The following is a 14,699-nucleotide window of genomic DNA, read 5'->3' as shown; positions in this document are numbered from 1 at the left end:
GACAAAAGAAAAAAGAAGCAGAAGAAAAAGCGATTGAAAGCTACCGGTTCAGCTGGGAAAAGCTCGAAAAACAAACAGCAGCCTGGGAGCGTCGAATTTCTTTGTAAGGCGTGTTTCATCACCGAGGACATCCCGAAGGAGGTAGTAACTCAGTTTGATATCATGGACCCCGGGGATCCGGCGGATCCGCCACGGTTTGGCTGTGAACAATGTGGAGGGGAAATGGTTCCGGTTTATTATGAAAGCATTCATGGTATCACTCATGATCATTCAAGGCTCAAAAAATAGGCTACGCCTTCACCCAAAGGGCGAGGCGCAGCCGAGCTTTTTTTACCTCACCTAGGGCTGCCGGCTGTCTCTGGACCTGGAAAATGCCGGTTCGGGCAGTAAAAACTTGTCATGCCGGCGTAAGCGTCGGAACAGTTTTATATAAAACAGTCAAAAACTGTGACGCGCACTCGAAATTTAAGGTGAATTAGCTTATAATAAGAACAGCTACACCAGCAGCTTATCAAAGAGGCAAGTTACATAGATCAAAGAGCCGAAGAGGGAGTGTTGAATTTTGTCCAGTCAAATTCCGCAGCGACAGAATAAGAAGAAAAACAAGTTGAATACGTTATTGAACATATCCATTGCCCTTGTAGCCCTGCTGATCGTCGTTGTATCAGCAAGTTTATTCATCGGCGGTGGGGATGATGAAGCAGCCGAAAACAACACCGCCTCGACGAACGAGGCTGTCGATAATGCATCGGATGACGATAACGACGGCAGTATCTCCATTGATACGGAAAATGGTAACAACGACAATAATAATAACAATAACGGCAGTAACAATGAGAATGATACGTCGGGAATCAACGTGAATACCGGCGTGAACAACAACAATGAGAATAATAATGAGGAGAACAGCAACGAAGAAAACAATAACGAAGAGAATAATACCGGGAATGAAGATAATAACAACAGTAGTGACAATAACAACAACAGCAGCTCCGAAAACAACAGTAATGATGCGAACGACAGCGGCAGCAATGCAGCTGCGGCTTCAAGCGAAGAAGACTCCGACACGTACACGTTCTCCAGTTCCAATGGAAGCTGGGAACCGATCGGCACCGTGCAGGAAGAACCATTTGCCCTGGATGGTGAAAGATTCAGCCGTGATCACGTTAACTGGGATGAAATGGTAATGGCGATCACCTTTGCAGCCGGGGTTCCAATGGACGAAGAAGATCACAACATGTTCCGCATTGAAAACGGAGGAAACAATCAGTCTGCCGTAGGAACCGTCCAGGATGAGGATGGAGACCGCGATCGTCCTTATCAAGTACGGATTGAATGGGTGGAAAATGAAGGCTGGCAGCCGGTAAGCGTGGAACAGCTCAGCAGCAACCCATATTAAAGCAGAAAGAAAAGCTGGTATACATGCAGCGGAGCAGCAGAAGGCCCTCACCGACGGCGAGGGCCTTCTGCTTTGCTGTATTTTAGACGGTTGTCGTTGCACAGCTACATTCGTTTGTGTCTGGATGTCAGCTGGTGCGTTTGAAGTGCACGAGGGCGGTCGGGAACGTCTTCCCTGTTTCCGGATGAGACACCAATTCATATTGAACATGATGGATTTCCATTTGAAGGTCTGCGTGAAGCTGTACTTGTTCATCTATCTTTCTCTCCAGTTCCTTAAAGGAGGCAGCTTCAAAAAAGGATACTTTGTCTTTCAGCGCGTCTGCACCGAGAATCATTCTGGATCATTCCTTTCGAGTCATGGATGAATGTCCTGCTGACCGGCGTAAGCCAGGAGGAGGACTGTTTATATTTTAGAGCATCATGCGGTGGACAGCAATTCAGGATTGCCGCAGGTGAGTTCCTGAGGTAAGATGAACAAAGACTTGTGAGGAAAGGGTGTCAGGATGAGAATCGGTATTATCGGAGCAATGGAAGAAGAAGTGGAGATGCTGAAAGAAAGCATGAAGCATCCAAAGGAAACACTGCTGGCAGGGTGTGAATTTATTGAGGGGGAACTGCAGGGAGTCGACGTGGTTCTCTCCAAATCCGGTATTGGCAAAGTGAACGCCGCCATCAGTACGACACTGATGAACCAGCTGTTTTTTCCGGACTACATTCTCAATACCGGTTCAGCCGGGGGATTCCATCAGGAGCTCTCCGTAGGGGATATCGTCGTCTCCTCCGAAGTGCGCTACAATGATGTGGATGCGACGGTGTTTGGGTATGAATTCGGCCAGGTGCCGCGGATGCCCGCTTTTTACGAACCGGACCCATGGCTGGTGGAAAGTGCGAAAGAGTGCGCAGAGGAAGTAGGGGTACGTTCCGTGGAAGGGCTGATTATTTCCGGTGATTCTTTCATCAGCAGCGAAGAGCAGACCGAGAAGATCCGTTCCCGCTTTAAGGATCCATCTGCATCCGAGATGGAGGCAGGAGCGATTGCTCAGGTCTGCTATCAGTTTCAGTGTCCATTCGTGATCATTCGTGCGCTCTCTGATATTGCAGGGGTCGATGCCAAAATGTCTTACGATCAGTTTTTGGAGAAAGCCTCTGTTCATTCAGCGAACATGGTGATGCTGATGGTGGAGGATCTTCGCCGGCGGTCAGCGGACTAAGGCTTTTTCCATTTCTTTCAGTGCGTGATAGAGAACTCTGGCTGTCAGCCCCCAGATAATGTAGTTGTCCGCTTCGTAGAACACTTCCTGAATACTGCCTCTTCCCCAAGGATAATTTTTTCCGTGCGGGATCAGATGATAAGGAAAATCCTCCGGCGGTTTTACTTCGAGATGAATCGGATGGGTTTTCGGCTCTGCTGCCAGCAGCTGCTCTACAGGCACAGTGAATAAATGGTCCACCTCGTCAAGATTGGGAGAAAACAACGCTTCGGGATCGATTTCTCCGATAAAGGTGCGGATCATCCCTTTTGCCGGTGTAACAATATAGTCGAGTTCCCCGTAGGTCGAGACAGCAGAGGCGTCGACTCCGGTCTCCTCGCACAACTCCCGGACAGCGGCTGCTTCGGCCCCTGCGTCTGTCCGGTCAATGCTGCCGCCGGGAAAACAGATCTCTCCGGGCTGCGGAACGTGCTGGGAGCGCACTTCAAAGACGACGTGCGGAACCCCGTCGATTTTTTTTATGGGTACAAACAGGGCGAATCTTTTTGCAGCATCCATGACGCCGGCTTCTCTCTCCTGAAAATACCGGCGCATCTGCTGCAGCTGTGTATAATCCATAGCGTCTCCTCCTTTGCTGCATACGGTGTGGGGATAATACCAGTTTAGCAGATGACAGGAAAAATGAGGAGCAGTTGGCTCCGGAACAGAAATTCGTTATAATAGACGAAACAGATAGGAGGCGTATATATGCAACTAACAGTCAAGAAACCAATTTTTGCTGAAACAGCGAGTACCTTCGTCAACCGGATGAGTGCGTATGAAGGGACTGTGCTGATCAAAAAAGATCACTGGGTCGTGGATGCGAAAAGCCTGCTCGGCATCCTTGCCCTCTCACTGCAGCCGGGAGACGTCATTGAACTGGACTTCAGTGAAGGTCCGGACGAAGAGGCCGTCGCTTCCTTTAAAGAACTCGGGCTGTTCGAATAAGCATATAAAAGCGCGGAAACGAAAGAGAAACAAAAGAGGCCCTCACCATTTTTTGGTGAGGGCCTTCCGTATCCAGGAGAGTCGTTTCCACGAGCCTATTTTCTGAAGCTACATGCAGGTTGACAGCGGCTTTATAAGATAGGCGTGTTACTCAGGAGAAACGCTCTCCGCCTCTTCCTGCAGCAGATACGTCGTAAACCATTCGAGCAGTTCCTGTATCCGAGCCGCCCGCAGCTTCGGAGGCCCACTCCTGGAAAGTTCGTGGTTGGCATCCGGAAAACGGACGAATCGAACAGGTTTTTCCTGCATTTTCAAAGAAACAAACAGTTGTTCTGCCTGCTCAACAGGGCATCGATAGTCTTTCTCTCCGTGCAGAATGAGCATAGGTGTCTGAATCTGCTTTACATATTTCAATGGCGAGTGATCCCAGAGAAAATCCGGATCCGAGAGAAAGTCTTCGCCGACTTCCCATTCCGTGAAGAAATAGCCGATGTCGCTGACCCCGTAAAAGCTCGTCCAGTTGGAAATACAGCGCATCGTTGCCGCTGCCCGGAAGCGGTTCGTTCTGGTGGTGATCCAGTTTGTCATAAAGCCGCCATAGCTGCCGCCCAGAACGCCGAGACGATCCTCTTGAATCTGCGGGAATCGCTGCAGCGCTGCATCGGTAATATGCATCAAGTCGGCATAGTCCCGTCCGCCGTAATCTCTTCTGACGGCATTCACGAATGCCTGCCCGTAGCCGTGGCTGCCGCGGGGATTTCCGTAAATAACAGTGAATCCGGATGCAGCAAGCACCTGAAGTTCATGGAAGAACGTTTCGCCGTACATGGCGTGAGGGCCCCCATGAATATGAAGCAGTGCGGCTCCTTGATCTTTTTCCGGTGCCGCCGGGAGGACCCAGGCCTGCGCTTTCCAGTCATCGTCTGTATCGACCCAGATTTCCTCGGCAGGAGCCAGCTTCACCTCTGCCAGGAATGGATCATGAAACGTCGTCAGCTGCTCCCAGCCATGTTTCTGCTGGATGAACAATTCTCCGGGATGATCCGTCCAGCTGATTCCGGCGATCAAACGATCCGCAGCCTGGTGGTACGCGTACGTAAATACGTGGTTGGAGCCGGCCGTAATCTCTTCGATGGTACCATCGGCGTAGACTCGGCTCAGATTGACGCTGCCATGCTCCGTGAACGGCACGAGCACGGAGCGGCTGTCTTGATCCCACTGCGGGCCGGCTGTCCCAGCGCTGTTCTGCACATCTGCAATCATCGTATCGGCAAATCCCGCGTCGCGGCTTCCGGTGACAGCGGCTGCCTGACCCGAAGCAGTATCATACATCCAGATCTCTGTCTGAGTGGCTCCTTTGAATTCGAGCTGATGACCTGCAGCAGCAATCAATGAACCATCGGGAGAAAAAGACGCCTGGGAGAAGCTGCCCATCATGATTTTGCTGTGAGTTTCCTGATGGATATCGTACAGATACATATCCATGCCGATCCGCTGATCGTGTTCTTTGTTCGCTGAATAAAGCAGCTTCGTTCCATCTGGACTGACGTCCTGAAGATCCAGGTCAAACGAATCGTCCGTGAGCACATGGACAGATTCGTCCTCAAGCAGTACGGAAGCGAGCTGCTTTTTCTTCTCTGTTATGAATCCGACGGCATCGGATTTATATTTCAGTCTTTCGACGACAAGCGGTTCCCGTTCTTCTGCTTTTTCTTCCTCGTCCGGATGAACTCCGGGAGCGAGAGCCGTGTTGAAGTAAATCCGGCTGCTGTCGAAGCTCCAGTTAATACTGCTTACGCCGCCGGGCAGGTCTGTCAGTATTTTCGGCTCTCCGCCAGCTGTCGAAAACAGAGCGAGCTGCGGCCGGCTGTCCGTATCTTTTTTATAACTGAAAGCAATGAACCGTCCATCCGGGGAAAAGGCAGGTTCGGATGCCTGGCCAGTTCCAAACGTCCACTGAACGGCAATCGTTTCCTCCAGCTGCTGGACAAAAACATGGGAAACGTATGAATCTTCATACGCCTGTTTTCTGACGAAGACTACACTTCGTCCATCCGGTGAGAAAGAGGGGGACTGCAGCAGGTGAAGCGAAGTCATATCGTCAATGTGCACGTGTCGTTTTTCCATGAGTACCTCCTGAAAATAAGTCATGCTATAAGAATATCAGAATTCTTCGTCTGGCGAAACAACGGGCAGTTGAATGAGCAAGGAGGCTGTGGTAATCTAAAGAAAGCGATTGCACTCAATTGTTTGAAGAAGCAGTCATCTATTGATTTGAAAGACAAACAAACGATTGCACTAAATTGGAGAGGAGTTTTCTCATGACATCCCGAGCCTGGTGGAAGGAAAGCGTAGTGTATCAAATTTATCCGAGAAGTTTTCAGGATTCAACCGGAAGTGGAGTAGGAGATCTAAACGGTATACGTTCCCGGCTCGATCATCTCGAACAGCTCGGAATAGACGTCATTTGGCTCAGTCCCGTATATGATTCACCAAATGATGATAACGGCTATGACATAAGAGCCTATGATAAAATCATGAAAGAGTTTGGTACGATGAAAGACTGGGAGCAGCTGCTCGAGGACATACACGGACGGGGGATGCGGCTGGTGATGGATCTCGTTGTCAATCATTCGTCTGATGAGCATGCGTGGTTCGCTGAATCAAGGTCCAGCATGGATAACAAGTACCGGGATTATTACATATGGAGAGACGGCAGGAATGGCGGGCCACCGAATAACTGGGGGTCGGTCTTCGGCGGATCTGCATGGGAATATGACACGCAGACAGCGTCCTACTACCTGCACCTTTTCAGCCGGAAGCAGCCGGATTTGAACTGGGAAAACGAAGGACTCCGGCAGGATATTTATAAGATGATGACACGGTGGCTCGACAAAGGTGTCGATGGGTTCCGGATGGATGTGATCAACTTCATTTCCAAAGCGCCGGGCCTGCCGGACGGGCCTCGTCAGGAGAAAGATCCTTATGGAGACGGCAGCCCTTTCTTCATGAACGGACCTCGGATCCATGAACATCTTCAGGAGATGCATGAAAACGTTCTGCGGCATTATGACATCATGACGGTGGGGGAAATGCCGGGAGTCAATGAAGAGCAGGCGGTTGCTTACACGAAAGAAGAAAACAACGAATTGAATATGGTTTTCCAATTTGAACATATGGACCTGGATGCAGGCCCTGGAGGCAAATGGGATCTGCGCCCATGTCCCATGCCGGTGCTCCGCAGCAACTTGACGAAATGGCAGAAGGCGCTGGAACATGAAGGGTGGAACAGCCTGTACTGGAACAATCATGATCAGCCGAGGGTCGTCTCCCGATTTGGGAATGACGCTGCGTTCCGCAAAACATCCGCGAAAATGCTGGCGCTGCTGCTCCATATGATGAAAGGAACGCCATTCATCTATCAAGGAGAAGAAATCGGGATGACCAATGTGCAGTTCGAAGAGATAGCGGACTATCAAGACATTGAAACGATAAACATGTATAACGAACAACGCCGCAATGGGGTGCCCCACGAAGAGCTGATGCACCGCATTTACACAAAGGGCCGGGACAATGCCCGGACGCCGATGCAGTGGGACAGCTCGAAGCACGCCGGTTTTACGGAGGGAACTCCCTGGCTGAAAGTCAATCCGAACTATCCGGAAATCAATGCTGCGGAAGCAATGGAAGACCAGGATTCCATATTTTACTTCTACCAGCAGCTGATCCGCCTGCGTCATGAAATGGATATTATCGTTTACGGCAGCTTTGATCTCCTTTTTCAGGATCACCCGGAGGTCTTCTGCTATGAACGCCGCTTCGCCGGAGAAGTGCTGCAGGTATACTGTTCCTTCTCGACCGATCCGCTCCATCTCGAGGTCGAGCCGGTGGGAGAGAGACTGATAGGTAACTACGGAGAAGCACCCGGCCTGAAGTCTGGCCATCTCGCTCTCCGTCCGTTTGAAGCAGCTGCTTATTATCTGAAATCGTGAGCAGGTATGTTGTTTTCTGCCGGACATCCTGTTAAAATACGAAAAGATATCTAGGAAAAGGGGTGAAGACATGGAAATTACCAATCAGGCTAAAACGTATATTGAGAAGCTGATGGAAGAACATCAGGCGGTTAATATCAAAATCTTTGCTTCCGGCATGGGCTGAGGAGGTCCACAGTTGGGACTGGCGCTGGATGCGCCAGAAGAGAGTGACATTATAGAAGAAGTGAACGGGGTGCAGGTGGCCTTCGACAAGATGGTTCACGAGCACACGCAGGACCTTGAACTCGCCTACCAGGAAACCAGTGATGGCGGGGGACTGGTCATGAATAACGGAGGCAGCGAGTGCTGCTGATCCGGTGAAAAGAGTAAAACAAGGACCTTCTGAGGATGATGCAGAAGGTCCTTGTTTTCGTTTGATTTCCGCAGGGGGGGGGAGGCCACGGTAGCTGGGAACAGTGGACTGCTGATAGTCCAGACATAAAACCTCCCCTGGAAAACCAGGGGAGGAAGGGCGTGCTTTATTGATGATCTTCTTTATACTGCATGTAGACAACCTGAGTTGCAAGAAAGTCTTCCAGTCCATGTTTTCCATCTGTACCACCGATACCGGACTGACGAAAGCCGGCATGATAGCCTTGAACGGCTTCCATGTTTTCACGGTTAACAAAGGTTTCTCCGAAGCGGAGCCCGGAAGCGAGCTTCATGATCTGATGGTAGTTCTCTGAGAAAATGGAAGAGGAGAGACCGTATTCGGAATCGTTGGCCATCTCAATGACTTCATCCAGAGAAGAATACGTCATCATTGGCAGGACGGGTCCGAAAATTTCTTCCTGGATAATGTCCATCTTCTGCGAAACATTCGTCAACACCGTCGGCTGATAAAAATACCCTTTCTCTGTGTCTGCAGGCTTTCCACCTGTTTCGACTGTGGCGCCTTCTTTCACCGCCTGGTCCACCATTTTTTGGACTTCATCGAGTCGATCTCTGCTGACGAGCGGTCCCATGTCCAGCTCCTTATCGGAGAAGGGATCGCCGTAGGTGACTCCGGCAATGGCATCGACGAGCTTTCGCTGGAACGCTTCCGCTACAGATTCATGGACGTAGATACGCTCTGCATTCGTGCATGCCTGACCGGCGTTAATGATCCGCGACTGCTTAATGTTTTCAACAGCCAGATCCAGGTCGGCGTGTTCTGTGACGATCGCCGGTGCCTTGCCGCCAAGTTCAAGGTTTACCTTGGTGATGTTCTGTGCGGCTGCTTCCATGACTTTAGTTCCTGCAGGCTTGCTTCCAGTCATGGAGACCATCGCTACGTCTTTATGAGAAGCGAGTGCGTTGCCGAGCGTTGAGCCTTTACCTGTAATATAGTTGTACACCCCTTTAGGCAGAATATCCATGTTGTGCACCAGTTCCGTGAAGAACGCGGCTGTATTCGGAGTCTGCTGGGACGGCTTCAGTACAACGGTACATCCGGAAATCAGCGCCGTTGCTACTTTTCGTGCCAGAATAAACACAGGAAAGTTCCATGGTACGATGCCGGCTACAACTCCGACCGGCTTTTTATAAATAAGGATGCTTTCGTTCGTACGGTCACTCGGGACAATATCTCCTTCAATGCGTCGGGACCACTCTGACATGTACTGGAAAAAATCGATAGCAAGATCGACTTCTCCCTCCGCCATTCCGCGGCTTTTTCCTTGTTCCATCATGAGCATCTCAACGAATGTCTCACGATGCCGGTTCATTTCAAAACCGATTTCCCGGACAATACGGCCGCGTTCATTGGAAGGGACGGCTTCCCAGCCGGGCTGAGCTGCAGAGGCAGCCCTCACTGCGCGGTCGGCATCTTCCTCCGTTGCGCTCGGCGTTTTCGAAATGATCTCTTCAGTGGATGGGTTCTCGATCTCAATCCAGTCACTGCCTGTTGAATCCGTGTAAGCACCATCAATGTAAAGCTGATATGTTTTCATGCTGCATGCTCCTCTCGAGTTTACTCACAAAAAGTAACTACATGGAGAGGTGTTCCTTTTCTATCCTGTTTTTAAACAATACGCAGCAAGAATATACCTATGGACCTACAAAAAAACACGTCCCGGTGGGGGACGTGTTTTTTTAAAATCGCTTAGTTGTCGTTGTTATCGTCGTAGGCACGGTTGATGATACGGCCTTCAATGCTGTAATCCACTTCACCGAGTTCCTGCATGTAGTCACGCAGCATTTCCCAGTCGGTAAAGCCGATGATTGTACCACGGTCTTCGTCCGTAGCATTGGCAAAGACTTCAAATCCGTCACCGCCGCCTGCTGTAAAGTTGTTCATCGCTACGGTGTGCATTTCCTCGTCTTCTTCAAGAAGTTCCCACTCTCCATCGCGGTTCACTTCAATGGATTCAACGCGGTCGCCTTCTTCGTTGTCGCTGTCGAACGTGATGCGTCCTTCACGCGACACGTGCAGGAATCCACCGTTTTCTTCAGGGACATCCTTCACGCTTGTTTCGAATGCTTCGTAAATTTCTTCTCCCGTAAGATCGAGTGTTGCCAGTCGGTTACCAAAAGGCTGAACTTCGATCAGCTCACCAACAGTGACATCACCTTCAGCGATGTCCGTACGAATACCGCCGCCATTCTGTACGGCGAAGATGACATCCTCATTGGCCGTCAGTGCCGAGCGCATCTGTCCGTCCGTGATCAAGTTTCCAAGAGCTGTTTCCGCAGCGCGGACGTTATCTGGATAATCTCCACGTGGGTTAGGAAGCTCATTGACTACAGTAGAACCGGCTGACTCATTCTGGACTTCTTCAACCTGTTCTGTATACGGCTCCAGCATTTCTGCAGCAGTAGGATCGGCATCGAAGTCATCCGTAGCGTAGAGTTCTCCATCCACTGCGGTTACGACACCGTTCTCGTCAAAGGATACATTCATGGCACCGACGTGCTCGCCGTATTCGCCGGCTTGGCCAATGATCGTAGGTTCGATCTCATTGCCGTCTGCATCTTCAGTGATAACCCGTGGCGGATCAATTTCATCGTGACTGTGCCCGCCTATGATGACATCAATTCCTTCGACGTTTTCTGCCAGAAGTACATCGTTGCCGACGCTTGGATCTGTCTCATAACCAAGGTGGGTCAGGGCGATAACTTTATCGATGCCTTCCTCTTCGAACTGAGCAACCATGTTTTCGGCTGTTTCCAAGTAGTTCTGGAATTCAACGTCAAGCGGGCTGGAGATATCGATCGTATCTTCTGTGTTCAAGCCGAAAATACCAATTTCTTCGCCGTCTACTTCTTTGACGATGCCATCATAAATACCGCTGCCTGCATCGCGGGTGATGCCGTCTTTGTTGTCATCCGGGAAGCCTGGATATGCAGAGAAATCCATATTAGCGCCAAGCGTTGGGAAATCAGCTCCATCAATGAAGTCGATGAGATCTGGATGGGCATTTTCTACTTCCGCATCCCCGAGATCGAATTCATGGTTACCGAGAACCCAGGCATCATAGCCCATGTAGTTCATGAATTCGAGAGAATCCTGACCGAGAAACTCATTGAAATAGAGCGTACCGGAGAAAATGTCACCGGCTTCGAGAAGCAGCCCGTCGCCGTAATCTTCCTGCGCCTGCTCATAAGCAGTCACCATCTGCGGGTAGGCAGCTGTTCGACCGTGCAGGTCATTCGTGTGGAAGATGTTAAGGTCAAAAGCTGCGTCGGAATCGTCCTGCTCGAGATTCCATGTTCTATGCAGGAACGTTGCATACTCTGCTCTCGTCAGAGCATCTCCACCCCGGAAATTATCGAGCTCTGTTGTCAGGCCAAGATCAGCAATAGTCTGGACGTCAGCCTGATGAGAAGAGTGTACATCATCCACATCTACTTGAGCAGAACCATCTCCTTGCAGATTAAAGCTGCGGACTAAAACGGAAGCAAGCTGCTCTCTCGTAATCTGGTCTTCTGGTGAGAAGCTGCCTGCGTAACCGGAGAATATTCCAGCTTCAGATAGAGCTGCAATCTCATAAGCGAAATAAGTATCTTCGTCAACGTCATCGTATTGAGACAAAACGTCTAAATCTGCACTGTCAGGCTGGATAGCACGGTAAAGAGTCGCAGCCACCTGGCCTCTCGTAATGTTATCGCGAACGCCGAACGTGCTGTCGCCATACCCGCTGAACACGCCTTGATCGGTAAGATCAGAAATTGCCTCAGAGTACCAGAGGCCGCTGTCGACATCGTCATAACGGTCGTCTGCACTGGCTGCCGGTGCTGCAATCATCATCGCCGCTGCAGCTGCAAGAGAGCCTTTAGCGAACAGACTCAAAGAACCTTTGTGCTTCTTCATAGATATGTATCCCCCTTTAATAAAGTTAATATTGTTACACTAACAATACTATCATGAACGAGGTTGAAGTCAATAAAGCGTTTTCAAATGAGTTAGACGTCTGACCCATTAAAGCGCTACACTGCGCGGTTTTATCAGTTGCAAAAAATTTTTTGAAAATTTGTTCAATATCCATTATGTGGTGTTATCAGGAAATATATAGAATATGTTACGATAAAAGAGATTGCTGACGATGTATACGTAATGGCAATTATGGGTATACTACTAAGTAATTACATAGAAGGGGGAGGAAATGATGCTGGAAAAAAGAGAACTTGGACGTTCCGGACTGCAGCTTTCACCAATTGGTCTTGGCTGCTGGCAGTTTAGTAAAGGAGAAAATACAGCAGGGAGGTACTGGGACTCTTTAGAGGATACGACGATGCAGGAGATTATCCGGATTTCCCTCAACGGCGGGATGAACTGGTTTGATACTGCGGAAGTATACGGGAGCGGTGCTTCCGAGCGGGTGCTTGCATCTTCCCTGGACGCGATGGACATTGGGATGGAAGAGGCAAAAATCGCAACGAAATGGTGGCCGATGGCGCGAAAAGCCTCTTCGATTGAAGCAACAATCGAAGCGAGAAAGGACGCTTTAAACCAGCGTCCGATCCATTTGTATCAAATTCATCAGCCGTTTTCTTTATCCTCGGTTGAACAGCAGATGACGTCGATGGCCAGGCTGCACAGAACTGGTAAAATCGGCGCGGTCGGCGTCAGCAACTTTTCTCAGAAGGCGATGATCGAATCGAATGAGGTGCTTGATACTTTCGATATTCCCCTCGCCTCCAATCAGGTGAAGTACAGCCTTTTGGACCGGACGATCGAAAAAAATGGACTGCTCGATGCAGCAAAAGAGCATCAGATTGCTGTCATTGCCTATTCTCCGCTCGAGCAGGGGCTTCTTACCGGGAAATTTCACGAAGATCCTTCATTGATTCAACAAACGGCCGGCCCGCGTAAGTGGATGAGTAAATTCCGCTCATCCGGGCTGGAGAAGACGGAACCTCTCATTCAGACACTGCGGTATTATGCAGAGAAATATGACGTCACGCCGTCCCAGATAGCGCTGAACTGGATGGTGCAGTATCACGAAGGTCATGTGTTTGTGATACCAGGTGCTTCGAAGCCAAAACATGCGGAGGACAATGCTGGAGCAATGGCGTTCTCTTTAACGAGAGAAGAATTGCTGCACATATCCGATGAATCGTGGAAGGTGCAGTAAGTTTCTCCGGCAAGGCGTATTCATTCAACGATGCTTGCAAGGACTAGTGTCATCCGCTATGATGATAGGCGGATAAGGAGGCCTCAGAATGAATCTGGACATCATAAAATGCCACGGCTCGCGTAACGATTTTATCATCATTGATGAGTTGAAAGGGTTATATACCTGGACAGAAGAAGAACGTGCAGCCGTGACAAGAACAATCAGCAAACGTGATGGAGCGGTCGGTTCGGACGGGGTGCTGTTTGTGCAGCCTTCCAGCCGTGCAGATGCGAAAATGCGAATGCTGAACAGCGACGGCTCCGAAGCAGAAATGTGCGGGAACGGGCTGCGGTGCGCTGCCCGTTACGTGCTGGATCAGATGGACACTTCAAGTATTACAGTGGAAACGATGAAGGCGGATTTAAAGTGCGCGGAAGTCGACGAAGTGTTCCCCGGCGTCCGTACGTTTGAAGTGGCGATTGAACCCGTATCTCTGCGCCCGGCAACCCTGCCGATGACGACGGAACAGGCGCTCTGGATCAACCAGGAAATTCCTCCGCTGTCGGAGAACTTGGCGTTTACCGCTCTGAGTGTACCGAATCCGCATCTTGCTGCCGTGACGGAAAAGGTGACGGCGGAGGAAGCGGAGGAAACAGGCGTGCGGGCGAATCAACTGAAAGAACTGTTCCCGAACGGGACAAATGTGAGTCTCATTCAGCTGATTCAGGACAACGACATTTTCGTACGCACGTACGAGCGGGGCGTAGGACTGACGAATGCCTGCGGAACAGCGATGTCCGCCTCGAGCGTCGTCAGTGTGCTACTTGATTATCTGCCTCTGGATGAAGTCATCACCGTCTACAATCCAGGTGGCATGGTACAGACGGTTGTCTCACAGGATGAGCAGGAAGAGTATCACGTGAAACTCCGGGGCAACGCAACGTTCTCCTGGCATGGAACAGTCCACTTGTCTGGAGATGACGCTGAACTCCTGTCACAGGAAGACCTGGAGGAGGAAGAAGCCTATGGCAGTATGGCTGAAGCCGCAGCTGCGCGTCTCAACAAAGTATGATCGAAGCGGGGATGCTTTATCGCTTTCAGGACATTGCCGAGTTGGGGGAAAGTGAATAGCAGGCAGACTGCAGGCAAAAAAGGCACCCGCCGTCCATCGACGGCGGGTGCCTTTCTTCCAAGTATAAGAAAGCATTCCTGTATTGAAGTAATTTGGGGTTTGTCAAAAAAAGAGCCCTCCTGGTAGGATACAAGGTGTCCAAAGCTGATCAGCGAAAAGGACCCCTAACTACTTCCAAGGAGGACTCACGAATGAATTATAACCGAAACGAAAACATCAAGCAAATCCATTCAGAGACATTGATTATCGGTGTTGATATTGCGAAAAAAACCAACTACGCCCGGGCTCAGGATGACCGCGGTATTGATCTTGCCGAAGCCTTTCGGTTCGATAACAGGTATTCTGGATTCCGTGCTTTGTTGGAATGGGTGACTCAACTGAAAACATCGTTTCATAA

13 protein-coding genes and 1 pseudogene are annotated in these 14,699 nt (G+C 50.1%); 9 read left to right on the top strand and 5 right to left on the bottom strand.

Annotation, left to right across the window (positions count from 1 at the left end; translation table 11 throughout):
- Positions 1-288: hypothetical protein (locus G477_RS21490; RefSeq protein ID WP_205622344.1), on the top strand; the 288-nt coding region annotated here is incomplete at its 5' end.
- Between the two features lie 274 nt (positions 289-562).
- The gene (locus tag G477_RS0114640; RefSeq protein WP_026698567.1) at positions 563-1,399 is read left to right on the top strand and encodes a DUF1510 family protein; all 837 of its coding nucleotides are present in this window, start codon (positions 563-565) and stop codon (positions 1,397-1,399) included.
- 127 nt (positions 1,400-1,526) lie between these two features.
- On the opposite strand, the gene G477_RS0114635 is transcribed toward G477_RS0114640, so the two are convergent.
- Positions 1,527-1,736, bottom strand: a complete 210-nt coding sequence (locus G477_RS0114635) for a DUF2536 family protein (protein WP_026698566.1) — start codon at positions 1,734-1,736, stop codon at positions 1,527-1,529.
- 168 nt (positions 1,737-1,904) lie between these two features.
- On the opposite strand from G477_RS0114635, the gene mtnN reads away from it, so the two are divergent.
- Positions 1,905-2,612 (top strand): 5'-methylthioadenosine/S-adenosylhomocysteine nucleosidase, encoded by a 708-nt coding sequence (gene mtnN / locus G477_RS0114630; protein WP_026698565.1) that lies wholly within the window; start codon positions 1,905-1,907, stop codon positions 2,610-2,612.
- On the opposite strand, the gene G477_RS0114625 is transcribed toward mtnN, so the two are convergent.
- Positions 2,601-3,230: an NUDIX hydrolase gene (locus tag G477_RS0114625; protein WP_026698564.1), complete on the bottom strand. Its 630-nt coding sequence runs from the start codon at positions 3,228-3,230 to the stop codon at positions 2,601-2,603. The genes mtnN and G477_RS0114625 overlap by 12 nt on opposite strands.
- Before the next feature lie 129 nt (positions 3,231-3,359).
- On the opposite strand from G477_RS0114625, the gene G477_RS0114620 reads away from it, so the two are divergent.
- The gene (locus G477_RS0114620) at positions 3,360-3,599 is read left to right on the top strand and encodes an HPr family phosphocarrier protein (RefSeq protein ID WP_026698563.1); all 240 of its coding nucleotides are present in this window, start codon (positions 3,360-3,362) and stop codon (positions 3,597-3,599) included.
- Between the two features lie 147 nt (positions 3,600-3,746).
- Here the strand turns inward: G477_RS0114620 and G477_RS19775 are convergent, their stop codons facing one another.
- The gene (locus tag G477_RS19775) at positions 3,747-5,726 is read right to left on the bottom strand and encodes a S9 family peptidase (protein ID WP_051288062.1); all 1,980 of its coding nucleotides are present in this window, start codon (positions 5,724-5,726) and stop codon (positions 3,747-3,749) included.
- 194 nt (positions 5,727-5,920) lie between these two features.
- Between G477_RS19775 and G477_RS0114610 the strand changes: the two genes are divergently transcribed.
- Positions 5,921-7,591 carry a glycoside hydrolase family 13 protein gene (locus tag G477_RS0114610; protein ID WP_035212134.1) on the top strand — a complete coding sequence of 557 codons (1,671 nt, stop codon included), beginning with the start codon at positions 5,921-5,923 and terminating at the stop codon, positions 7,589-7,591.
- 178 nt (positions 7,592-7,769) lie between these two features.
- Positions 7,770-7,946 carry a hypothetical protein gene (locus tag G477_RS21575; RefSeq protein WP_245575556.1) on the top strand — a complete coding sequence of 59 codons (177 nt, stop codon included), beginning with the start codon at positions 7,770-7,772 and terminating at the stop codon, positions 7,944-7,946.
- A gap of 166 nt (positions 7,947-8,112) precedes the next feature.
- Here G477_RS21575 and aldA read toward each other — a convergent pair whose 3' ends face one another.
- Positions 8,113-9,564, bottom strand: a complete 1,452-nt coding sequence (aldA, locus tag G477_RS0114600) for an aldehyde dehydrogenase (protein WP_026698561.1) — start codon at positions 9,562-9,564, stop codon at positions 8,113-8,115.
- A 152-nt stretch (positions 9,565-9,716) separates the two neighbouring features.
- Positions 9,717-11,924, bottom strand: a complete 2,208-nt coding sequence (locus tag G477_RS19765; RefSeq protein ID WP_084406277.1) for a 5'-nucleotidase C-terminal domain-containing protein — start codon at positions 11,922-11,924, stop codon at positions 9,717-9,719.
- A 295-nt stretch (positions 11,925-12,219) separates the two neighbouring features.
- Between G477_RS19765 and G477_RS0114590 the strand changes: the two genes are divergently transcribed.
- From G477_RS0114590 to G477_RS0114580, 3 genes and pseudogenes are all read left to right on the top strand, one after another.
- A complete protein-coding gene (locus G477_RS0114590; protein WP_245575555.1) occupies positions 12,220-13,188 on the top strand; it encodes an aldo/keto reductase in 969 nt (322 codons plus the stop codon).
- An 88-nt stretch (positions 13,189-13,276) separates the two neighbouring features.
- Entirely contained in the window at positions 13,277-14,242 is a 966-nt protein-coding gene (dapF, locus tag G477_RS0114585; protein WP_026698558.1) for a diaminopimelate epimerase, read from the top strand.
- A gap of 251 nt (positions 14,243-14,493) precedes the next feature.
- Positions 14,494-14,699, top strand: a pseudogene (locus G477_RS0114580) (IS110 family transposase); the annotation flags it as partial.

This window comes from Alkalicoccus chagannorensis DSM 18086, from assembly GCF_000429725.1.
Classification (GTDB): Bacteria; Bacillota; Bacilli; order Bacillales; family Salisediminibacteriaceae; genus Alkalicoccus; species Alkalicoccus chagannorensis.
Note: the sequence above shows the minus strand (reverse complement) of the source record. Positions and strands in the feature narration are given on the sequence as shown.